Annotated in this window: 20 protein-coding genes, 1 tRNA gene and 1 pseudogene; 11 read left to right on the top strand and 11 right to left on the bottom strand. The window is 69.4% G+C overall.

Annotated elements, in window-relative coordinates; all coding sequences use genetic code 11:
* Nucleotides 1-34 precede the first annotated feature (34 nt).
* Nucleotides 35-694, top strand: a pseudogene (locus AC067N_RS15080) (hypothetical protein); the annotation flags it as partial.
* On the opposite strand, the gene AC067N_RS15075 reads toward AC067N_RS15080, so the two are convergent.
* Nucleotides 672-1205, bottom strand: a complete 534-nt coding sequence (locus AC067N_RS15075; protein WP_043407174.1) for an NUDIX hydrolase — start codon at nucleotides 1203-1205, stop codon at nucleotides 672-674. The pseudogene AC067N_RS15080 and the gene AC067N_RS15075 overlap by 23 nt on opposite strands.
* 444 nt (nucleotides 1206-1649) lie before the next feature.
* On the opposite strand from AC067N_RS15075, the gene AC067N_RS15070 reads away from it, so the two are divergent.
* The 9 genes from AC067N_RS15070 to AC067N_RS15030 all read left to right on the top strand — a co-directional run bounded on the left by AC067N_RS15070 (nucleotide 1650) and on the right by AC067N_RS15030 (nucleotide 12737).
* A complete protein-coding gene (locus AC067N_RS15070) occupies nucleotides 1650-2450 on the top strand; it encodes a TIGR04255 family protein (protein ID WP_478679311.1) in 801 nt (266 codons plus the stop codon).
* Nucleotides 2451-3018: 568 nt separating this feature from the next.
* The gene (locus AC067N_RS15065) at nucleotides 3019-3453 is read left to right on the top strand and encodes a hypothetical protein (protein ID WP_141689522.1); all 435 of its coding nucleotides are present in this window, start codon (nucleotides 3019-3021) and stop codon (nucleotides 3451-3453) included.
* 651 nt (nucleotides 3454-4104) lie between these two features.
* A complete protein-coding gene (locus AC067N_RS15060) occupies nucleotides 4105-4554 on the top strand; it encodes a hypothetical protein (protein ID WP_478679310.1) in 450 nt (149 codons plus the stop codon).
* 121 nt (nucleotides 4555-4675) lie between these two features.
* Entirely contained in the window at nucleotides 4676-5560 is an 885-nt protein-coding gene (locus AC067N_RS15055) for a DUF2797 domain-containing protein (RefSeq protein ID WP_478679309.1), read from the top strand.
* 222 nt (nucleotides 5561-5782) lie between these two features.
* Nucleotides 5783-6172, top strand: a complete 390-nt coding sequence (locus tag AC067N_RS15050) for an antibiotic biosynthesis monooxygenase family protein (protein ID WP_478679308.1) — start codon at nucleotides 5783-5785, stop codon at nucleotides 6170-6172.
* A 253-nt stretch (nucleotides 6173-6425) separates the two neighbouring features.
* The gene (locus AC067N_RS15045; protein ID WP_478679307.1) at nucleotides 6426-7166 is read left to right on the top strand and encodes a response regulator transcription factor; all 741 of its coding nucleotides are present in this window, start codon (nucleotides 6426-6428) and stop codon (nucleotides 7164-7166) included.
* Complete coding sequence (locus AC067N_RS15040) at nucleotides 7163-8881, top strand: sensor histidine kinase (RefSeq protein ID WP_478679306.1); 1719 nt, start codon at nucleotides 7163-7165, stop codon at nucleotides 8879-8881. The genes AC067N_RS15045 and AC067N_RS15040 overlap by 4 nt, the downstream gene beginning before the upstream one ends.
* Nucleotides 8882-8907: 26 nt before the next feature.
* Nucleotides 8908-10494 carry a bifunctional glycosyltransferase family 2/GtrA family protein gene (locus tag AC067N_RS15035; RefSeq protein WP_478679305.1) on the top strand — a complete coding sequence of 529 codons (1587 nt, stop codon included), beginning with the start codon at nucleotides 8908-8910 and terminating at the stop codon, nucleotides 10492-10494.
* On the top strand, nucleotides 10491-12737 hold the full coding sequence (locus tag AC067N_RS15030) for an ArnT family glycosyltransferase (RefSeq protein WP_478679304.1): 2247 nt from the start codon (nucleotides 10491-10493) through the stop codon (nucleotides 12735-12737). The genes AC067N_RS15035 and AC067N_RS15030 overlap by 4 nt, the downstream gene beginning before the upstream one ends.
* A gap of 239 nt (nucleotides 12738-12976) precedes the next feature.
* Here AC067N_RS15030 and AC067N_RS15025 read toward each other — a convergent pair whose 3' ends face one another.
* The 4 genes from AC067N_RS15025 to AC067N_RS15010 all read right to left on the bottom strand — a co-directional run bounded on the left by AC067N_RS15025 (nucleotide 12977) and on the right by AC067N_RS15010 (nucleotide 17568).
* Nucleotides 12977-13447 carry a PPOX class F420-dependent oxidoreductase gene (locus AC067N_RS15025; RefSeq protein ID WP_478679303.1) on the bottom strand — a complete coding sequence of 157 codons (471 nt, stop codon included), beginning with the start codon at nucleotides 13445-13447 and terminating at the stop codon, nucleotides 12977-12979.
* A gap of 206 nt (nucleotides 13448-13653) precedes the next feature.
* Nucleotides 13654-14484, bottom strand: coding sequence for a YceI family protein (locus tag AC067N_RS15020; protein WP_478679302.1), 831 nt, complete (start codon nucleotides 14482-14484; stop codon nucleotides 13654-13656).
* 65 nt (nucleotides 14485-14549) lie between these two features.
* On the bottom strand, nucleotides 14550-16970 hold the full coding sequence (locus AC067N_RS15015) for an MFS transporter (RefSeq protein WP_478679521.1): 2421 nt from the start codon (nucleotides 16968-16970) through the stop codon (nucleotides 14550-14552).
* A gap of 145 nt (nucleotides 16971-17115) precedes the next feature.
* Entirely contained in the window at nucleotides 17116-17568 is a 453-nt protein-coding gene (locus AC067N_RS15010; RefSeq protein ID WP_478679301.1) for a MarR family winged helix-turn-helix transcriptional regulator, read from the bottom strand.
* Between the two features lie 175 nt (nucleotides 17569-17743).
* Here AC067N_RS15010 and AC067N_RS15005 point away from each other — a divergent pair, with 175 nt between their 5' ends.
* Nucleotides 17744-17938: a hypothetical protein gene (locus tag AC067N_RS15005; RefSeq protein WP_359690994.1), complete on the top strand. Its 195-nt coding sequence runs from the start codon at nucleotides 17744-17746 to the stop codon at nucleotides 17936-17938.
* A gap of 232 nt (nucleotides 17939-18170) precedes the next feature.
* On the opposite strand, the gene AC067N_RS15000 is transcribed toward AC067N_RS15005, so the two are convergent.
* The 6 genes from AC067N_RS15000 to tadA form a co-directional block, all read right to left on the bottom strand.
* The gene (locus tag AC067N_RS15000; protein WP_478679300.1) at nucleotides 18171-19091 is read right to left on the bottom strand and encodes an RNA polymerase sigma factor SigF; all 921 of its coding nucleotides are present in this window, start codon (nucleotides 19089-19091) and stop codon (nucleotides 18171-18173) included.
* Nucleotides 19092-19601: 510 nt separating this feature from the next.
* On the bottom strand, nucleotides 19602-20435 hold the full coding sequence (locus AC067N_RS14995; RefSeq protein ID WP_478679520.1) for an RNA polymerase sigma factor SigF: 834 nt from the start codon (nucleotides 20433-20435) through the stop codon (nucleotides 19602-19604).
* Nucleotides 20436-20750: 315 nt separating this feature from the next.
* A complete protein-coding gene (locus AC067N_RS14990) occupies nucleotides 20751-21044 on the bottom strand; it encodes a Dabb family protein (protein WP_478679299.1) in 294 nt (97 codons plus the stop codon).
* A 46-nt stretch (nucleotides 21045-21090) separates the two neighbouring features.
* The gene (locus tag AC067N_RS14985) at nucleotides 21091-21267 is read right to left on the bottom strand and encodes a hypothetical protein (RefSeq protein ID WP_478679298.1); all 177 of its coding nucleotides are present in this window, start codon (nucleotides 21265-21267) and stop codon (nucleotides 21091-21093) included.
* 121 nt (nucleotides 21268-21388) lie between these two features.
* Nucleotides 21389-21473 (bottom strand) — tRNA-Ser (locus tag AC067N_RS14980).
* Nucleotides 21474-21551: 78 nt separating this feature from the next.
* Nucleotides 21552-21983, bottom strand: a complete 432-nt coding sequence (tadA, locus tag AC067N_RS14975; protein ID WP_478679519.1) for a tRNA adenosine(34) deaminase TadA — start codon at nucleotides 21981-21983, stop codon at nucleotides 21552-21554.
* Nucleotides 21984-22114: the final 131 nt, after the last annotated feature.

Raw genomic sequence — 22114 nt, 5'->3', positions numbered from 1 at the left:
CCTCTCGCAGGACTTCGCCCACTCGGTTGAAGGCACCAAGGAGATCGACGACCGCCAGTTCATGGCCAACGTCCTTGCCTGCATGAGCTTGCAGGGCACGTACCAGGACAAGCCCGCTGACTCCCTGGCCTTCGTCACCGCCGCCCAGGACCAGGCCCGCTCGGCTATCGACACCACGCCGCGGGTCCTGTCCATGCTGTCGATGCGCGAAGCCTTCGCTCACGCCACGCTCGGCAACCGGGACTCCACGCACCGGGCGATCGGGGAGGCTCACCGCCATTTCGAGCTGATTCAGGTCAGCGACCCGGATCCGTCCTGGGTGTCGTACTTCGACGAGACGAAGCTGATCGTGGACACGGGCATTGCCCACGGCCGACTGGGCGAAGCAGCCACCGCCGAACCCCTGATCGCGGACGCGTTGCTGCGCGAGGCCCGCACCAACCAGCGCGGCCGGGCGTTTCACTCGTTCTGGCTTGCCCGTACGCAGCTGGATCAGGGCAAGCTCGACCAGGCGTGCGACACCGCCACGCAGGCACTGGAACCGGCGTCGGCAGTGGCATCCGAGCGAGTATCAGGCCATCTCAGGGAGTTCTACGACCAGTTGGCCCCACACAGGCAGGAGCCCGTAGCCCTGGCCTTCGAGGCGCGGCTACGGGAACTCCTCCCGCCAGTCAGCGGATCGCTTCATCCATGAGCAGGTACAGCAGGCCGACGAGCGAGCCGCTACTCACGACCTCCCGGCGATCGATCATGCCCCGCACCTCAGAGAGGGGAATCCACTCGATGCGGTCGGACTCGTTCTTCTCCGTGGGCGGCCCGGCATAGGTGGCGCCGTCGATCCTGAAGACGTGGTGCTGCGAGTCGGTAATCCCGTTGGCCGGCTCGGCGTAGATCAGGGGCTTGATGGGGCCGGGGCGCCAGCCCGTCTCCTCTAGAACCTCACGGGCCGCAGCCTCCTCCGGAGTCTCGCCCTCCTCGACCAGGCCCATGGGCAACTCCCAGGCCCACGAGTCCGTGATGAAGCGGTGCCGCCACATCATCAGGACCTCTTGACGATCGTTGACCACGGCGGCCACGGCCAGGTGCCGCAGACGAACAACGTGGTACTCCCACCTGCGCCCGTCAGGCTGCTGGACGTCGACCAGGCACAGATTCACCCACTTGTTCGTGTAGATCTGTCGCTCACCGTGCGTCTTCCACTCCATACCTGCAGCCCTTCTCGATCCGGCCTACAGGATCTCAGACCAAGATGGCATGCAACATAGGGTTCAACGACATTCACGTCAGAGTGACGAAATGGATGTGTTGATCGGATCACTCGCAATGGCGGCGGGGCAGGTGGTGGTAGTGGCGCAGCAGGCGTTGAGGGGCCCCATCGTGATCACATCCGGCCGACGGCCTGGTCGACTTCCGGCAGTTGACAGCGAAGGTCACGCGTCGGGTCAAACCTAGGCATCTGTCGTACACATGGGTGAACAGAGGCAACAGTTTCACTACAAGGGGTGACTGAAGTCACACTTTCCCATCGACAGTGAGGTCTGGTCCTCTTATGCTCGTTAACAAGTGGGCGGGTAGGTGTCTGCTCAGGAAGCGGGGGGCATGAACTACGAGACGGGCATGAAGCCGGGCGGCGCACACAGGAGGATACAGTGACAAGCCTGCCAGACTTCTCTGAGCCGCCAGTGGTTGAAGTGGCGTGCGGGGTTAAGTTCCGCAAAGTGCCGGAGCTGAGTGGCATTCGGCTTGCTCCTCTTTATGACATGTGGAAGTCGGAACTGCCTCAAATTGAAGAACAACCGACGCTTCCATCTGTGGAGTCTGGTCCGGCTGGCTCGAGTCCTAAGATCAGGGTAGATTTTCCATCCCTGAGGGAAACTCGCTACTGGTTCCATGGTGAAAACGGGAATGATCTAGTTCAGTTGCAGCCGGATCGACTCATCGTTAATTGGCGTAGCTGCGGCGTTGGTGACACGTATCCCCGGTTCGCATATGTCCTGAATCATTTTTCTCGACGTGTCGCTGATGTTTCAAGGTTTGTTGAAGAGTCATTTCGGTCGAAGCTTGAGATTCTTCATGTTGAGCTGAGTTACATCAATACGCTCCGTGCTGGAGAGTCTGGCCAATGGGACTTGGAGGACATCTTCCATACCTGGCCCGACTTTGCGACTCACCATCTCGGCCGCCCGGCAAATTCGCAGATAGTCTTTGACTTCCCGATCGAGGGTGCCCGCACTGGTAGAGATTTCTTCTTGCGTGTTTCCATTGAGCCTGGAGTTGTGGGTGATGAGACGCCGGGTGCATTCCTGACTATGACGACCCAAGGTAAGCCGTCGAGTACGTCAGTTGATGGGGCCTTGGATGCTCTCAAAGAGGCTCATGATCATCTCGTGAGAAGCTTCGCGGAAATTACGACGCAGACAGCTCATGAACGCTGGGGGAAACGCTCATGACTCTGATGGCAGTGGAAGCGATGAATCCCGTGGTTACTGGGTTGACCACGAGGAGAGCAGCGCCGGCTGGCCCATCCGTCGACAGTGCAACGACTCGTCGCACACGGCGTTCCAGGGTAGGGCCGTCGGCCACAATCGATGTCCAAGAAGAGGGCGCGGGTGTGCCGGACATGGGCCTAGCGGTTGAGAAGATCAACAAGCTGCTCGCTCTGCCTAAAGCTTGGGACGGATACCGTGCCGAGCAAGTCACCGTCGAGGCCGGTGTGGCAATGCTTCACGTTCTGCTCTCGGTCATGGATCGGCGCAGCTTGCAGCCTCAGATCTTCCCACTCCCTAACGGTGGACTCCAGGCTGAGTGGCATGTGAGTGGCAATTCGATCGAGATCGAAGTTGCCCCTGATGGCCAATCTGGATGCGCGCTAGCAGATGGGCAAGATGAAGCTGAAGTTGAGTTCAGCATCCCAAGTCGGCGAGACAGGCTTGTCGAGTTCCGTAGGATCCTGCTGCACTTCTCCCTGCAAGCAAGAAGGCCTGCTTCTAGGTGAAGTCTGTGTTATCGGGGGCGGGGATGAGTGAAGAGCAGGAGATTCTCGATGGGGATCTGCTCTGGCGGAGAGTAAACACCAAAGTTCCAAGCATGATCCGTCGCGATAGTGTGACGCAGGAGGAACTTGGGCCCTCTAGTGCGGCATTTAAGCCCCATGATGACGGTACCTCCGTCTATGTTCGCAGGATTCTAGATGAGCACCGTGTGGAGCCGACTGGCTTATCTGAAGATCCGCATGACTCCATCTGGGAGCTGGAAGTTAAGGGCGTGCGGGATCAAGATCTTGATGTAGTTCCAGATCCGTGGCCACCGGATGTGCCAGAGCCAGAACATCCACGCCATGCTGCACATGCACTCATCGTAGGATGGCAAGGACTTTCACAGAATCAGATAGGCAAGAAGGCGAAGGAGCTTGCGCGTCAAGCTTCCTGTGTTCATCATCCAGACGGTATGTAGCCTGATGGCACGCCCTCTTGACTCGGTGTGTTCTGTTGCGAGACGCGCATTGTGGACGTTTGAAGGGCAGCGCTGGATCACAGTGCTTGACGGCAACGCTGACGGCAACGACGGCACACAGAGGCCGTTGATCACGATCGCCAGCGATCAGCCGGGGGGAAGGCGGAGCCCCCGCCCAACGCACTGCCCGATCCTACGGATCAGAAGGTTGCAGGTTCGAATCCTGCCGAGTGCACACAGGTCAAAGCCCCCTCGGGATCATCCCGGAGGGGGCTTTGTCGTGCCCGTATCGCAGGAAGTACAGCAGCGGTTGATGTCGGCCGAGGCCATGGACGTCGGACGCGGCGGCCTCAGGGCTCGGTGGCGCCGAGCGGTGGCTGCGGTGGACTGGGGCGTCGCCCAGCCAGGGGGATAGTTCGCCGGCCTCCGCCAGGGGTGCTGGCGGAGGGCACGCGTGCTGGGGCGGAAGGCGAGGGGGTCGCGACGAGGGTGGCCGCGCAGCAGAGCGCCGAGGCCCGGAAGTCGGGGTAGGGCAGGAACGTCTGCATGGCGGTGTCACGAGTACCGCGCCGGGATGCCGTGACACACCCCGGCTGTGACACACCCACGCCGACCGAATGGAATGCGCAGAAAACGGGCACTTCGGGAATCATGAATGCTCACCACGACGGCCCCGACCGCGCCCATCAGCGGCCCGAGGGCATCAGCGACACGACGGTGGAGGCACTCGGAGCGCTCTCCAAGGCGCTGGAGATGACCGAGCGGGCCCGCGGCCACCTCTACGGCTTCCACCAGCTGACGGGCGGCGCCGATCTGGAGCTGGACCGGGCGGTACGCCTGCTGCGGGAGGCCGGGCATCCGGAGTGGGCCGAGAAGGTGCGGACGGAGATCCTCGGGCGCAACGTCATCCCCGGGCACTGGACGTTCCAGATCGTCGAGGCCTACAACGACACGTACTACGAGCCGTTCAAGGCGCTCGAGAAGAGCGCCGTGGGTGAATTGGCCGATGGCCGGGACCATCTTTACGAGGCCGAGATGAAAGAGGCCCGCCGTACGGCCGGTCACCCTGCCCACACCGCCCGGCCCGACTCCCGCCCCTGAGCGGCTCGCGCCGGAGCGGTCCTCGCCCCCTCGCCGGTACCCGGACTGGGAACCGCCCCACGGTCACGGGGTTTCCGCAGGTCAGGGTCATTGTCAGTGGTGCACTCTACTGTCGTGAGGGATGGCACACACGTGGAGATGTACCGGGCTGCGGTGGGGCGGCACCGAGCCCTGTCTGGTGTGGGAAGGCGGGCGGAGAAGTCCCCTGCCTCGGGGGAAGGCGGTGGCTTTCGAGGTCGTGGGCGGGGGCGGACGGACGTGCGTCGGGGCTCGGGGGCACGCGTGTCCGGTGCGGGCGGAGGTGCCGGGGCGGAGTACCGGGGCGCGGTGCGAGGAGTGTGCGCGGCTCGACCGGGCGCATTCCGTGGCCGCGGACACCATCGCCGATGATCCACGGCCGTACCACGTGTATCTCGCGTGGTTCGGGCCCGGCATGGTGAAGGTCGGGATCACAGCCGTCGAGCGGGGGTCCGCGCGGCTGCTGGAGCAGGGGGCGGTGTGCTTCGCCTGGCTCGGGCGGGGGCCGCTGATGGCCACGCGGCGCGCCGAGGAGCTGCTGCGGGCCGCGTTGAAGGTGCCGGACCGGATTCCGTACGCCGAGAAGAGGACGGTGCGTTCCGCTCTGCCGGAAAGGGCGGAGCGCACAGGGGAGTTGGCGGCGGTGCACGAGCGGGCTCTCGGGCTGCCGGGATGGCCGGAGTCCTTGGAGCCGATGGCGTTCCGGGCATTCGATCATGTCGAGGTGTTCGGGCTGAGCGGGCTGCCGGCTGCCGACGGGGTGGTGAGCGAGCTGGTCGCGGGTGGCGTGGTGGGCGGTGAGGTGCTCGCCGTGGCAGGGCCCGATCTGCATCTGGCCACCGGGAGGGGAGCCGTCGTCCTCGACACCAGGCTCATGACCGGGTGGGAGTTGACCGCTCCCACGGGCGGGGGCGGGCGTGCCGGGGTCACCGTGCCGGTCAGAGAGTTGAGGGAACGAGGGGAAGGGGTGCAGGACGGGTTGTTCTGAGGGCGGGCGGTGCTGCACAGTCCGGCCGTCGGCCGTGCAGACTCGCCAGTCCCGCCCCGGCTGCCGGTCCTCGGGCCTCGGCACCGGCGGTGGACCGCAGGTCGACCGGCCGTGGGGCGCCGGCCCCGGGGCGACCGGCCGTGGGTAAAGAGTTCGATCCCTTCTGGATCCCGTGCGGAAAGGCGCTGGACGCCGGCCGATGGCCGACGAGACAGTGGCGACATGAGCGATCAGCAGATAGCACCTGTCCCCGCCTTCGAACCGCCTTACTACGCCGTGGTGTTCACCTCCACGCGGACCGAGGACCAGAGCGGGTACGGGGAGACGGCGGAGCGGATGGAGGAACTGGTGCGGGAGGTGCCGGGGTATCTCGGGATGGACCACGCGCGGACTCCCGGCGGTCTCGCCATCACCGTGGGGTACTTCCGGGACGCCGACGCCCTCGAACGGTGGCGGAGCGATGCGGAACACCGGGCGGCCCAGAAGCGGGGGCGGGCCGAATGGTACGAGAGCTATTCCCTGCACGTCGCCAAGGTCGAGCGCAGCCACGGGTTCGTGAGGCAGGGGACGGGATCAGGGACGGGCGGTCCGGCGAGCGGGGGAGCAGCATGACGGCGCTTGCATAAGAGTGGAGTCAGAGCGGGGGTGCGCGCCCGGTTTCCTGTGGGGCGGGAAGCTGTGGGCCCCCGGTGTGGCGACCTGGTGCAGACCGTGAGGCGGGGCGGGAAACCCCTGGTGGGAGGGGGGTCTGTCCCGGAAGTCGGGGATCTTCCCAGGAGTTCCCTGAGAGGTGCCTGTGCGTTTCTCAGAAAAATCACAGGTTCCAGAAAGGGTGTTCTCAGAGGACCCCGACAAGGTGTCCAGCATGACCACGACCTCGCCCCAGGGGCGCACCGAACTGCTGAGGCCGGACGGGAGCCCCGTCCGAGTGCTTGTGGTGGACGACGAACTGTCGATCACCGAGCTGCTGTCCATGGCCCTTCGCTACGAGGGATGGCAGATCCGGAGTGCGGGGGACGGCACGGGTGCCCTCCAGACCGCGCGCGACTTCCGGCCCGACGCCGTCGTCCTGGACATGATGCTCCCGGACATGGACGGGCTGACCGTCCTCGGGCGGCTGCGGCGTGAGCTGCCGGACGTGCCGGTCCTCTTCCTCACCGCGAAGGACGCGGTGGAGGACCGGATCGCCGGGCTCACCGCCGGCGGCGACGACTACGTCACCAAGCCGTTCAGCCTGGAAGAGGTCGTCGCTCGGCTGCGCGGGCTCATCCGGCGCTCCGGCGCGGCCGACCGGCGCTCCGACTCGGTGCTCGTCGTCGGTGACCTCATGCTCGACGAGGACAGTCACGAGGTGTCGCGGGGCGGGGACGACATCCACCTCACCGCCACCGAGTTCGAGCTGCTGCGGTTTTTGATGCGCAACCCTCGGCGGGTGCTCAGCAAGGCACAGATCCTCGATCGCGTGTGGTCGTACGACTTCGGCGGCCAGGCGAACGTGGTCGAGCTGTACATCTCGTATCTGCGGCGGAAGATCGACGCCGGGCGCGAGCCGATGATCCACACCCGGCGTGGGGCCGGCTACCTGATCAAGCCCGCGGCGTCATGAGCGGTCGGCGACGGACGCGTACGCAGTGGTGGCCGCAGCTCGAGCCGGGACGAGGGAAGCGGCAGCCGCGCACGCTGCGTACGCGGCTCGTCGTCTCTGCGGTGGCGTTGATCGCGGTGGTGTGCGCGGTGATCGGGACGGTGACGACGTTCGCGATGCAGGAACGTCTGTACGACCAGCTCGACAAGTCGGTCAGTGAGGTGCTGGGGCGTGCCGCGGGCAAGGGTCCCGACGGCGTACCTCCCAACGTCGCGCAGCCCAAACCCGATGAGCAGCAAGGGGCCGTCGATCCCGACAAGAAGCTGATGGGGCCACCGGACCTGGACGACTTCGTCACCAAGGGGCCGCAGCAGATGATCGGCACCATCGCGGCGGAGGTCGAGGGCGGCACCGCCGTCGATGGCAGGTACAGCAAGGGCACGACGTCCGACAACGGCGTCACGTACGCCACGGCGGTCCGGCTGAACCAGGCGCAGCTCGCCGAGTTGAGCGCCGTCCCCAAGGACAAGCAGGCGCACACCGTGACCATCACGGGCCTCGGCGAGTACCGCGTGGAGTACCGCAGCGGTGACAACGGCGCCTATTACGTGGGCCTGCCGACCACCGAGGTCACCAGCACCCTCAACACCCTCATCATCGTCGAACTCAGTGTCACCGGCGCCGGGCTCGTCGCCGCGGGTATCGCCGGGTCCGCGCTGGTCGGTGTGGCCCTGCGGCCCCTGCGCAAGGTGGCGGCCACCGCGACCCGTGTCTCCGAACTGCCCCTGCACACCGGTGAGGTCACCCTCAACGAACGCGTGCCCGAGTCCGAGACCGACCCGCACACCGAGGTAGGGCAGGTGGGGGCCGCGCTCAACCGGATGCTCGACCACATCCACGGCGCGCTGCACTCGCGACAGGAGAGCGAGACGCGCGTACGGCAGTTCGTGGCGGACGCCAGTCACGAGTTGCGGACACCGCTCGCGTCCATCCGCGGCTATGCCGAACTCACCCGGCGCGGCCGGGAGGAGATCGGGCCCGACACCCGGCACGCGCTCGGCCGCATCGAGTCCGAGTCCGGGCGGATGACGCTGCTCGTCGAGGATCTGCTGCTGCTCGCGCGGCTCGACGCCGGACGGCCGTTGCAGTTCGAGCGGACCGATCTGATCCCGCTGGTCGTCGACACCGTCAGCGACGCGCGGGCGGCCGGGCGGAGCCACAACTGGCGGCTCGACCTGCCGGACGCGCCGGCCCTGGTGTCGGCGGACGCGGCACGGCTCCAACAGGTCCTCGTCAACCTGCTGGCGAACGCCCGTACGCACACACCGCCCGGGACCACGGTCACCGCGCGCGTGCAGCGGCGCGGGCCGTGGATGTGCGTGGACGTCGAGGACGACGGGCAGGGCATCCCCGAGGAGCTGCTGCCGCATGTCTTCGAACGGTTCGCGCGCGGGGACTCCTCCCGTTCCAGGGCGTCCGGCTCGACCGGGCTCGGGCTCGCCATCGTGCAGGCCGTGGCCGACGCGCACGGCGGTGCCGTGACCGTCGACAGCGTGCCCGGCAGGACCGTGTTCACCGTGCACCTGCCCGTCCTCGGCGCGGCCGGGCCCCTGCTCGACGCCGCCGCCGACTGGCAGCTCGACGACCTGGACCACGGCGCCGACCAGGACCTCGTCGACGCGACGGACCGGCAACCGGACTCACAGGCACGGCACAGCGTCAGCACACGGGCATAACAGAGCGGTTCGCGAATGTACGTGTCATGCGAACCGACTCTTCTCCCGGCATCCTGCCGGCGCGGGAGCACCTCCCGGCCGGAGACGCCGGTACGCCTGTCCTGGACGTAGTGATCCCCGTCTACAACGAGGAGAAGGACCTCCAGCCGTGCGTCCGCAGACTGCACGAGCACCTCGCGCGGACCTTCCCGTACGCGTTCCGCGTCACGATCGCGGACAACGCGTCCACGGACACCACGCCCCAGGTGGCCGCGCGGCTGGCGGCGGAGCTCCCGGAGGTCAGGTCGTTCCGGCTGGAGCAGAAGGGGCGCGGGCGGGCCCTGCGCGCCGTCTGGTCCACCTCCGAGGCCCCGGTCCTCGCCTATATGGACGTGGACCTGTCGACCGACCTGAACGCCCTGCTGCCGCTGGTGGCCCCGCTGATCTCCGGTCACTCGGACCTCGCGATCGGCTCCCGGCTCGCCCGTTCCTCGCGGGTGGTGCGCGGCCCCAAGCGGGAGTTCATCAGCCGGGCGTACAACCTGATCCTGCGGGGCTCGCTCCAGGCCCGCTTCTCGGACGCGCAGTGCGGGTTCAAGGCGATACGGCGGGACGTGGCGCAGGTGCTGCTGCCGCTCGTCGAGGACACCGGGTGGTTCTTCGACACCGAGCTGCTGGTGCTCGCGGAGCGCGCCGGACTCAGGATCCATGAGGTGCCGGTCGACTGGGTCGACGACCCGGACTCGACCGTCCACATCGTGAGGACGGCCACCGACGACCTCAAGGGCGTGTGGCGGGTGGGCAAGGCCCTCGCCACCGGGACGATCGCGCTGGACCGGCTCGCCCGCCCCTTCGGGGACGACCCCCGCGACCGCGAGATCGAGGACGTGCCGCGCGGCCTCGCCCGCCAGCTCCTCGGTTTCTGCGTCGTCGGCGGGCTGTCCACCCTCTTCTACCTGCTGCTCTACAGCGGCTTCCGTACGCTCGCGGGATCGCAGACCGCCAACGCCCTCGCCCTGCTCGTCTCGGCGATCGCCAACACGGCGGCCAACCGGCGCCTGACGTTCGGCGTCCGCGGCCGGGGCGGTGCCGTCAGGCACCAGGCGCAGGGCCTGGTGGTGTTCGGCATCGGCCTCGCCCTCACCAGCGGCTCCCTCGTCGCACTCGACGCGGCGACCACCGACCCCGCGCGCTCCACGGAGCTGGCGGTCCTCGTCGCCGCCAACCTCGCGGCGACCGTGCTGCGGTTCCTGCTCTTCCGGGCCTGGGTCTTCCCCGACCGGCGGGACAGCGGCACCTCTCCCGCCTCGACCGTCGTCGCCGCGCACCGGCCCGGCGACCCGGCCGCGGCCACGACCACCGCCGTGCACGCGACCACGGCGACGGTACGACCGGGGCAGCCCGGCCCCTACGGCCACCAGGACCGGTTCCAGCCGGCGGGCCCGCGCCCGACGGCGACCCGCACCGCCCAGCGCGCCGAGCACGCGACGGCGCCGACAGCCCCGTACGGGAACACCCCGTACCCCACGACCCAGTTCCGCGCCGGTGACGCCGCGGACCGCACCCGGGGGGACGCGACCATGCCGATGCGGCCGGTGCGCCCGCACGACCAGGACTCGAGGAACACACGATGACCACACACTTCGACACGTCGCCGCACCAGGGGGGCGCGAGCCACGCCGACCCCGGCTGGGGCCCGCCCACGACCAGAACAGCCGTCCAGGAAGGGGCCGTTCCCGAAGCACCCGGCACGCCCACGGCTCCCGGCTCCGGCGAGCCGCGGCAGCCCCTCGGCCGGCGGCTGTGGCGCGGGCGCCCGGAGGACAACCGCTGGGTGCGCCCCGGCTTCCTCCTCGCCCTGCTGCTGATCGGCGGCCTCTACACCTGGAACCTCACGGCCTCCGGGTACGCCAACTCCTTCTACTCGGCGGCCGTGCAGGCGGGCAGCCAGTCCTGGAAGGCCCTCTTCTTCGGCTCGCTGGACTCGGCCAACGCCATCACCGTCGACAAGCCCCCGGCCTCCCTGTGGCCGATGGCCCTGTCGGTACGGCTCCTCGGCCTGAACTCCTTCGCGATCCTCTTCCCGCAGGTCCTCATGGCCGTCGCCACCGCCGGGGTGCTGTGGGCGGCCGTACGCCGTCGCTTCGGCGCCACGGCCGGCTTCCTCACCATGGCGGTGTTCGCGCTGACGCCCGTCGCCGCGCTGATGTTCCGCTTCAACAACCCGGACGCGGCCCTCGCGCTGCTGATGGCCACCGCGGTGTACTGCACCCTCCGCGCGATGGAGAAGGCGCAGACGAAGTGGCTGGTCTGGGCGGGTGCCGCCATCGGCCTCGCCTTCCTGGTGAAGACCCTCCAGGCCTTCCTGATCCTGCCGGTGCTCGCGCTCGTGTACGTCGCGTTCGCCCCCGGCACCTGGAAGAAGCGCGTCGGACAGGTGCTGCTCGCCGGGCTCGCGATGGTCGTCTCCGGCGGCTGGTGGGTCGCGATCGTCGAGCTGTGGCCTGCCTCGTCCCGCCCGTACATCGGCGGCTCGCAGACCAACTCCTTCCTGGAGCTGACCTTCGGCTACAACGGCCTCGGCCGCATCAACGGCGAGGAGACCGGCAGCGTCGGCGGGGGCGGCGGCAACGGCGGCGGCAACTGGGGCGAGACCGGCTGGGACCGGATGTTCGGCTCCAACATCGGCGGCCAGATCTCCTGGCTGATCCCCGCCGCGCTGATCCTGCTCGGCGCCGCCGTCTGGGCCACGCGCAAGCTGCGCCGCACCGACGCCACCCGCGCCGCGTTCCTCCTCTGGGGCGGCTCGCTGCTGATCACCATGGTGGTCTTCAGCTTCATGCAGGGCATCTTCCACGAGTACTACACCGTGGCCCTCGCGCCCTACATCGCGCCGCTGATCGGTATGGGCGCGGCTCTGCTGTGGGACCAGCGCGCCAAGTTCTGGGCGTCCCTCACCCTGGCCGCCGCCATGACGGCCACCGCGGTCTGGGGGTACGTCCTGCTCAACCGCTCCACCGACTACCTGCCCTGGCTGAAGTGGGTCGTACTGGCCGGCGGTCTGGCCGCGGCACTCGGCCTGGTCTTCGTCGCCAGGCTCGGGCGGCAACTGGCCCTCGCGGTCGTGGGCCTGAGCTTCGTCACCGCGCTCGCGGGCCCGACGGCGTACACCCTCACCACGCTGGGCGAGGGCCACACCGGCTCGATCGTCACCGCCGGACCGTCCGTCCAGGGCGGCCGGGGCGGCGGTCCCGGAGGAGGTGGCGGCATGGGCGGCCCCGGTGGCGGCGGCATGCCGGGCCAGCAGGGCCAGAACAACCAGCAGGGCAACGGCCAGAACGGGAACGGTCAGACGGGCCGGCCCCCGGCCGGAGGCTTCGGCGGCGGTCCGAACGGCCGGCAGGGGCAGCAGAACGGCAACGGCCCCACGCAGACCCAGCCGCAGGGCCAGGGCAACGGGCAGACGCAGAACGGCGACGACGGCCGGATGGGCGGTGGCGGCGGCATGGGCGGTCTGCTCAACGGCGCGAGCGTCAGCGACGAGGTCAGGGAACTGCTGGAGAAGAACGCCGGGGACTACACCTGGGCGGCGGCCGCGATCGGCGCCCAGAACGCGGCGAGCTACCAGCTCTCCACCGGCGAACCCGTCATGGCCATCGGCGGCTTCAACGGCACGGACCCCTCCCCGACCCTCGCGGAGTTCAAGAAGTACGTGGCGGAAGGAGAGATCCACTACTTCATCTCCGGCGGCACCGGTGGCGGCATGCGCGGCGGGAGCGACGGCACCTCCTCGCAGATCAGCACCTGGGTCCAGGAGAACTTCGAGGCGGTGACGGTCGACGGCACGACGTTCTACGACCTGACGCAGGCGAAGTGACGACAGCGGCGGTGTGAGCGGGCGGTGGCCCGGGGCGAGGACGAAACCCCGGGCCGCCGCCCTGGACCTCGCCTACGCGCTGGACACCCTCGTCGCCGGGACCGAGACGATGGCCGGACGCGCCTGACCGGGGCATGCTTCCCCGGTCCCCGGCGCCCCCTTCCCCGGCGCCCCCTTCCCCGGCGCCCCGGTCTCCGGCGCCCCCTTCCCCGGCGCCCCGGTCTCCGGCGCCCCGCTCCTCAGTCCTCCTGCACCAGCCGGGCCGGGAAGCCGCCCGTGGCGACCGGGCCCCAGCGCTCCGGAGTGATCCGGATGATCGACTTGCCCTGCTTGACCATCGCCTCGCGGTACTCGTCCCAGTCCGGGTGCTCGCCGGCGATGTTGCGGAAGTACTCCACCAGCGGCTCCACCGACTCCGGGGAGTCGATGACCTCGGCGGTTCCGTCGACCTGGACCCAGGGGCCGTCCCAGTCGTCGCTCAGGACGACGACGCTGACCCGCTCGTCCCGCCGGGCGTTGCGGGTCTTGGCGCGCTCGGGGTAGGTGGAGATCACGATGCGGCCCGAGTCGTCGACACCGCAGGTCAGCGGCGAGGCCTGCGGGCCGCCGTCGGCCCGTCGGGTCAGCAGGAGCGCCCGGTGCCGGGGGCGTACGAAGTCGAGGAGCTCTTCGAGGGAGACCTTGGTGTTGGTCGCGATGTTCCGTGCCATGCGGACAGGGTAGGGCCGGGCGTCTGAGGGAGCGGGACGCCCGGGCCGTCGGCGGGCGCGGGGGTGGGTGCGGGGTGGGTGCGCATGCGGGTGTGTCGCGGCCGGTCGTGCGCATGCGGGTGTGTCGCGGCCGGTCGCGCAGTCGCCCGCGCCGCGCAGGGGCTTCGCCCCGCTGAGGGTCACCCGCCCCTCGTCACTTGCCCCCGTCACCCGACCTTGGGCAGCCCCTCCCCCTGGACCGCCTGGATGTCCAGTTCCACCCTCAGTGTCGTGCCGATGGCCGTGACGCCCGCCTGGAGGACCTGGTTGTAGTTCATCGCGAAGTCCTCGCGGCGCAGTTCCGTCGTGGCCCGGAACGCGGCGCGGATGCCGCCCCAGGGGTCGGGGCCCGTGCCCAGGTACGCGAGATCGAGGTCGACCGGGCGGACAACGCCGTGCAGGGTCAGCTCGCCGTGGACCGTCCAGCGGTCGGGGGCGACGGGGGTGAGGCCCGTCGACACATAGGTGATCTCCGGGTGGCGTTCGACGTCCAGGAAGTCCGGGGACCGCAGATGGCCGTCCCGCATGCCGTTGCCCGTGTCGACGGAGGCCGCCCGGATCACCGCCGCCACCCGGGACTTGGTGCCCTCGTCCGGGGCCGGGGCGATCTCGATCGACCCGGCGAAGTCGGTGAACCGCCCCCGGACGCTGGAGATGCCCAGGTGCCGGGCGACCGCGGCGACGGACGAGTGGGCGGGGTCGATGGTCCAGGGGCCGGGCGGCGGGAGTTCGGTGCCGCCGAGCCGGGCCAGCGTGACCGTGCCGACCTCCGCCCGACCGCTCGCGGTGACCAGGGCGCTCGACGCCATCGGCCCGTAGCCGACGGCCGTGACGATCACCGTGTACGCGCCGGGCGCGAGCGCCGTGGGCTCCCGCACCACCCCTTCCGTGTCGGCCTCGGCCCGCAGTATCTGCGTACCGGCGGTGTCGGTCACCGTGACGACCGCGTGCGACACGGCCCAGCCGTCCCTCGTACGGATCCTCGCGGTCAGTCCCATGTGCGCGTCACTCCTCGGATACGACCGGTCGGCGGGGCGGAGGCCGCCCCACCGACCGGGGTGAACTACTCGCCGGGGTGGGCGAGTTCGATGTCGTGGCCGTCGACTCCCGTGCCGGAGACGGTCAGGGCCGTGGCCACGGGCGGGTACCCGGTGGCGATGACCGTGTAGTCGCCGCCGTCCAGGTCGGCGAAGGCGTACGCGCCGTCCGAGCCGGTGGTGGCGGTGGCGACGACATTGCCCGCCGCGTCGACGAGCGTCACGCGGGCGTCGGCCAGCGGTCCGCCCGGCGCCCGTACGACCCCCCGGAGCCGGGCCCCGGCCTCCAGGTCGATCTCGACGCGGGTGACGCCGGTGCCGCCGATCTCCACGGGCAGGGCGCGCGGGCGGAACCCGGTGGCGTTCACCGCGACCGTCACCGGACCCGGCACCAGGTCTCCGAAGTCGAACTCGCCCTGCTCACCGGTGGTTCCGGTGGCCAGCACCTCCCCGCGCACATCGGCCACCACGACCATCGCGTCCCCGACAGGGAGCGCGGCGCCGGCGGATCGCACGACCCCGTTCAGGCCGCTCGTGCCGCTCAGCAGGACGTCGTACGAGACCGGCTCGCCGTCGACGACGATCGTGGACGCCTGCGGCCGGAACCCGTCGGCGGCGGCGATCAGCACATACGACCCGGCGCCGGGCGCGTCCACCGCGTAGACCCCGTCGGCACCCGCGACCGAACGGCCGAGCTGCCGGCCCCCGAGCGAGATCAGCGTGACCGCGGCCCCCGGTACGGGCGCCTCCTCGGCCCCGCGCACATGTCCCCGTACGGGCACCCCGCCGACCCCCGACGCCGGGGCGGCAGCCGGAGCCGAGGCGGCCGTCACGGGAGCCGACTGCGCCGTGGCGGAGGGCGCCGTGGCGGAAGGCGCCGCAGCCTTGGCCGCAGCCAGGGCGGGCTTCGGCGTCGACGCCGTACCCTCCGTCTCCAGCTCGGCCGCCGCCTGGGCGAGCGCCCCGTGGGTCCGCAGCGGCACCTCCTTGATGAAGACGGAGAAGAGGAGCGCCAGGACGGCGAAGGGGGCGGCGTAGAGGAAGACGTCGCCGATGCCGTGGCCGTAGGAGCTCTCGATGACCGTGCGGACCGGCGCGGGCAGCGCGTCCAGGTCGGGGATCTCGCCGTGGCCCATGGAGGAGCCGGACACCCCGAGCTTGGCGAGGCCCTCCTCCGCGTAGTGCGTGATCCGGTGGCTCAGCACCGCGCCCAGCGCCGAGACGCCGATCGCGCCGCCGAGGGAGCGGAAGAAGGTGACGACGGAGCTGGCGGCGCCCAGATCGGCCGGGGCCACCTGGTTCTGCGTGCACAGCACCAGGTTCTGCATCATCATGCCGACGCCGAGGCCGAGCAGCGCCATGAAGACCGCCACGTGCCAGTACGGGGTGTCGTACCGGAGCGTGCCCAGCAGACCGAGACCCGCGGTCACCAGCACACCGCCGGCGAGCAGCCACGCCTTCCAGCGGCCGGTGCGGGTGATGACCTGGCCGGAGACGGTCGACGAGACGAACAGACCGGCGATCATCGGGATGGTCAGGACACCGGACATGGTCGGCGACTTGTCACGGGCCAGCTGGAAGTACTGGCTGAAGAAGATGGTGCCGGCGAACATCGCGACACCGACGAAGAGCGAGGCCAGCGAGGCCAGGGCGATCGTCCGGTTGCCGAACAGCCGCAGCGGGATGATCGGCTCGCTCGCCTTCGCCTCGACGACGACGAAGAGCGCGAGCAGCGCCAGCGTGCCGCCGACCATCGCGTACGTCTGCCAGGACACCCAGTCGTACTTGTCGCCGGCGAAGGTCACCCAGACCAGCAGCAGGCAGACCGCGGCGGTGATCAGGAACGCGCCCGCCCAGTCGACCTTGACCCTGCGCCGGACGACGGGCAGGTGCAGGGTCCGCTGGAGCACGATGAGGGCGATCACCGCGAAGGGCACGCCGACGTAGAAGCACCAGCGCCAGCCGAGCCAGTCGGTGTCGGTGATGACACCGCCGACCAGCGGGCCGCCGACCATGGCGGTCGCGAAGGTGGCGCCGAGGTAGCCGTTGTACCGGCCGCGCTCCCGAGGGGAGATCATCGCGGCGAGGATGATCTGCGCCAGCGACGACAGGCCGCCCATGCCGATGCCCTGGACCGCGCGGAACCCGATGAGCATCCCGGCGTTCTGCGAGAGACCGGCCGCGGCCGACCCGAGCACGAAGATGACGAGCGCCAGCTGGATCAGCAGCTTCTTGGAGAACAGGTCGGCGAGCTTGCCCCACAGCGGGGTGGACGCGGTCATCGCCAGCAGCGACGCGGTCACGACCCAGGTGTACGCGCTCTGTCCGCCGCCCAGGTCCTTGATGATGTCGGGCAGGGCGTTCGAGACGATCGTCGACGACAGGATCGCCACGAACATGCCGAGCAGCAGTCCGGTCAGCGCTTCCATGATCTGCCGGTGCGTCATCGGAGCGCCGTCGCCGTGCGAGGCCCCCTTGGCGGGGCCGTGGCCGTGCTTGGCGTGGGCCCGCACACCGGCTGGTGTGGTCGTTGCCATGGGCTTCCTTCTCTTACGTGGTCTTCGCGGGTGTACGGGTTGCGGCGGGTGTCTTTCAGGTGGCGGGGGGACAGGTGCCGGCGGCCGCGTCGAAGCTGCGGCGCAGCCGGCCGAGCAGCCGGACCAGCTCCCCGACCTCTTCGTCGGACCAGTCGCTCAGCCGATGGGCCATCACCCGGCTCGTACGCCGGTGGAGTTCGGCGACCAGGGCCCGCCCCTCGGGGGTCAGGCGCAGGATGCGCGAGCGTCTGTCCGCCGGGTCGGGAAGGCGTTCGATCCAGCCCCGCTCGGCGACGTGCGCGACATGGCGGCTGGTCACCGACATGTCCACCGAGAGCAGCTCGGCGAGCCTGCTCATCCGCATCTCGCCGTTCCGGTCGAGCAGCGTGAGGACTCCCGCCGATCCGCCGGGGCAGTCGTACGGCAGCATCCGTGCGATCTCCCGCTTCACGACCCCGATGGCGCTGAGCTGGCGGGTCAGCTCCTCGTACTGCGCTCGCTCGGCCATGGGAGCCCCTCCCGTGTTTGTTGCTTAGGGCAACCATAGAACTGGATGGTTGCTGCAGGCAAACGAATCGGGGTGTGTGCGGCCCAAGTCTTGGCAAAGGAGAGCGGTGCGGCCGGGGCCGCTCTCCCCCACCCCGCTTGGGTGGCTCCTCGCGGATTCGCTAAGGTCTCGGGCCATGGCTGACAACCAGGGCCCCCAGGGCAACTACGACCCCGCGGGGAACACTCAGATGTTCCGCGCGTTCGTTGACGAGACCCCGCGGGGTGGCCGTGCGGAGGTGGCGTCCTCCGGCCCCCGCGTCGGTCTGATCGTCGGGATCGTCGCCGCGGTGGCGGTGGTCGCCGCGGTGGTGTGGCTGGCGCTGGGCTGAGGGCGCGGGGCGCCACCCGGCTTGTAAGGGCGCGGGTACTGCGCGAGCAACCGAACACCACCCGCACGCGCCCGCTCGGCTTCACGCGCCCGCTCGGCTTCACGCGCCCGCTCGGCTCCACGCGCCTCTCTCGCATACGCACGCACGACGACCGCCGGCACGTCCTGAACGAACAGGCGTCCCGGCGGTCGTCTCCACGACTGGGCGGTGGTCCCTACGCCTTGACGGGGACTCAGTCGGAGATGAGGCCCTCGCGCAGCTGGGCCAGGGTGCGGGTGAGAAGGCGGGAGACGTGCATCTGGGAGATGCCGACCTCTTCGCCGATCTGCGACTGGGTCATGTTCGCGAAGAAGCGGAGCATGATGATCCGGCGCTCACGGGGCGGGAGTTTGGCGAGCAGCGGCTTGAGCGACTCGCGGTACTCGACGCCTTCGAGCGCACTGTCCTCGTAGCCGAGGCGGTCCGCCAGCGAGCCCTCGCCGCCGTCGTCCTCGGGGGCGGGTGAGTCGAGTGACGACGCCGTGTACGCGTTGCCGACCGCGAGGCCGTCGACGACGTCCTCCTCCGACACGCCCAGCACGGCGGCGAGTTCGGTGACCGTCGGGGAGCGGTCGAGCTTCTGGGACAGCTCGTCGCTGGCCTTGGTGAGGGCCAGGCGCAGCTCCTGGAGGCGGCGCGGGACCCGGACCGACCACGAGGTGTCGCGGAAGAACCGCTTGATCTCTCCCACGACCGTCGGCATCGCGAACGTCGGGAACTCCACGCCCCGTTCGCAGTCGAAGCGGTCGATCGCCTTGATCAGGCCGATGGTTCCGACCTGGACGATGTCCTCCATGGGCTCGTTGCGCGACCGGAAGCGGGCGGCGGCGTAGCGCACCAGGGGGAGGTTGAGCTCGATGAGGGTGTCCCGGACGTAGGCGCGCTCGGGGCTGTTCTCGTCGAGGGCGGCGAGCCGCAGGAACAGGGAGCGGGACAGGGTGCGGGTGTCGATGTTCGCCGAGGCCGGCAAGGCCGGGAACTCAGGCGCCGGCGGAGCCTCGGTGCCGGGAAGGTCCTTGAGGTCCTGAAGGTCCTGAGGGGCCTGGATAGCGTCGGGCGCGGTCTCGCTCTTGGCGAGCGTGAGCACCTTCGAGCTGCCCTGGTCTGCGGACATGCCACCCCCTTTGGGTCGCGGACGGTCGCGGCGGACGCTCCGTCGTAGGGAACGCAGCCTCCACCTGAATACCGGCGGCGAGGCCACGGCAAACGCGCTGGGGGAAGAATGTCACACGTCGGCAACGCGATGTAGTGACATGTCGACATGGAGCGGGGTAATTGGCCCTAGTAGAGGGCGGTCTGATGGCATATCGGAGAATAACTGTCGGTAAGAGATGTGATGAGTGATTCGCTCTCGACGGTGATGCCTCGACAGCGCATTCGGTTAGGCCAGATGGCCTGGGCACGTGTGCTCGTGGCCCGATCTGTGCGCCCCGCCTGCCTTCGTGCGCCCCGCGTGCCCCACAGTCCCTCGGGGGTGAAAGTGGAGTCGATGGTTACCGAAGGTCACATGGTTCGCCCCCCGGCGTGGGCGGCCCGGAAACCGGCCGCGACGCGGCCCGGGAGCCGCAGCGCCCCGCCACTCGGCCCGGTCTGTGACTCGGCGCGGCCCATGGCGCGGCGCGGCCTATGACTCGATGCGGTTCGCTGAGCGCAGCCTCGCGAAGCTCCGGGCCAGCAGCCGGGAGACGTGCATCTGGGAGACGCCCAGTTCCGCGCTGATCTGTGACTGCGTCAGGTTGCTGTAGTAGCGGAGCAGCAGGATGCGCTGTTCGCGTTCGGGGAGCTGTACGAGGAGGTGCCGTACGAGATCGCGGTGTTCGACGCCGTCGAGTTCGGGGTCCTCGTAGCCGAGCCGGTCGAGGAGGCCGGGCATCCCGTCGCCCTCCTGGGCGGCCTCCAGTGAGGTCGCGTGGTATGAGCGGCCGGCCTCGATGCAGGTCAGGACCTCCTCCTCGGTGATCCGGAGTCGCTCGGCGATCTCGGCGGTCGTGGGGGTGCGGCCGAACGCGGTCGTGAGGTCCTCGGTGGCGCCGTTCACCTGGACCCAGAGCTCGTGCAGCCGACGGGGGACGTGGACCGTGCGGACGTTGTCGCGGAAGTAGCGCTTGATCTCGCCGACGACGGTCGGCATCGCGAAGGTCGGGAACTGCACGCCCCGGTCGGGGTCGAAGCGGTCGATGGCGTTGATCAGGCCGATGGTGCCGACCTGGACGACGTCCTCCATGGGCTCGTTGCGGGAGCGGAATCGGGAGGCCGCGTACCGCACGAGCGGGAGGTTCGCCTCGATGAGCGCTCCGCGTACGCGGTTGTGCTCCGGGGTGCCGGGTTCCAGGTGCTTGAGCTGGCCGAAGAGCACCTGGGTGAGGGCGCGGGTGTCGGCGCCGCGACGTTTCTCCTGAACGGGAGCCTGGGCCTCTTCCTGGGGTGGCGCAGTACTGGCCGACACAGTCAACGCCACCTCTTCGTCGATCAACTCATCAACTCAACCGTCAAAAGCGGTCATAGCATCACAAGACATGTGCACTGTGATCAAGCACCGCATATCGCCGTGTTGAGGGAGAGGTGAGACCGTGACGTCAATCGGGGGAACGCGGCACGGCGAAGCCCCGCACCGTTCGAGCGGGCGCGGGGCGGGCCGTACAGACGTGCGAGCGAGAACGAGCGGCCGGTGCCGGTGCGGGGGCGGGTGCCGATACCGACGGCCGATACCGACGGCCGATACCGACGGCCGATACCGACGGCCGGTGTCCGGCGCCCGGCCGCGACGGGGAGGTCAGTACTCGTAGTCGGCGATCACCCATGTGGCGAACTCCCGCCACAGGGCGACGCCGGCCTGGTGGTCCGGGTGCTCGACGTACCGGCGCAGGGAGTCCGCGTCGTCGAACGCCGAGTTGATCGCGAAGTCGTATGCGATGGGCCGGTCGCTGATGTTCCAGCCCAGCTCCCAGTGGCGCAGCTCCGCGATCTTGCCGTCGAGCGCCCTGAAGGCCTTCTCGCCCGCTACGACACGAGGGTCGTCGCGCTCGACGCCCTCGTTGAGCTTGAACAGGACCAGGTGGCGGATCATGAGGGCTCCGGGAGGGTCGTACGAGGCGTGGGTGCGGCTCTGGGCCCTATTCGGCCCCGTTGGCGATCCACGTGAAGAAGTCGCCGATGGCCTGGGCGGCGGCCGAGATGCCCTCGAACCCTATCTGGACGTAGCCGGCGGCGTTCTCAGGGTCGGTGATGATCACGTACGCCACGAAGACCACGAGTACGAACAGCACGACCTTCTTTGCCTGCACCGCCACAGCGGCCTCCCCCGCCTCATGTGTCCCTGACCACCGGCGGCGAGTGTAACCCGATCATGCGTTCGCGGGAGTTCCCCGGAACGCAGGAAGGGCCCCACCTGACGGCGGGGCCCTTCTTCAGCGGTAGCGGAGGGATTTGAACCCTCGGTGACTTGCGCCACACTCGCTTTCGAGGCGAGCTCCTTCGGCCGCTCGGACACGCTACCGAGGGAGACCTTACAGCAAGGTGGGGCGTGCTTTGAAATCGGTATTCGGGGAGCCCCGGGTGCCCCGCCGGGGGCGGGTCAGCGGAGGCGGAAGAAGTCCGTGAGGAGCCGGGCGCAGTCGTCGGCGAGGACGCCCTCGATGACCTCGGGGCGGTGGTTGAGGCGGCGGTCGCGTACGACGTCCCAGAGGGAGCCGGCCGCGCCGGCCTTCTCGTCGCGGGCGCCGTAGACGACCCGGTCGACCCGGGACTGCACGACGGCGCCCGCGCACATCGTGCAGGGTTCGAGGGTGACGACCAGCGTGCAGCCGGTCAGCCGCCACTCGCCGAGTGCCACGGCGGCCCGGCGTACGGCCAGCACCTCGGCGTGGGCGGTCGGATCGCCGGTCGCCTCGCGTTCGTTGTGTCCGGTGGCCAGTACGGTCGTACCGTCCGGCGCCAGTACGACGGCACCGACCGGGACGTCTCCGCCCTCGGCGGCCAGCCCGGCCTCGTCCAGGGCGAGCCGCATCGCGGCCCGCCAGCGGTCGCGTACCGGATCGGAGCCCGGTGCCGCTGCGTCGGTTGCTTCGGTCACCCGGGGAACCTAACGGACCGGTCGGCCCGGGAGCCGCCCGGCGGCCGCGGGGCACCCCTTCGCTT

It is taken from the genome of Streptomyces sp. NPDC042364 (genome assembly GCF_056437585.1).
Note: the sequence above shows the minus strand (reverse complement) of the source record. Positions and strands in the feature narration are given on the sequence as shown.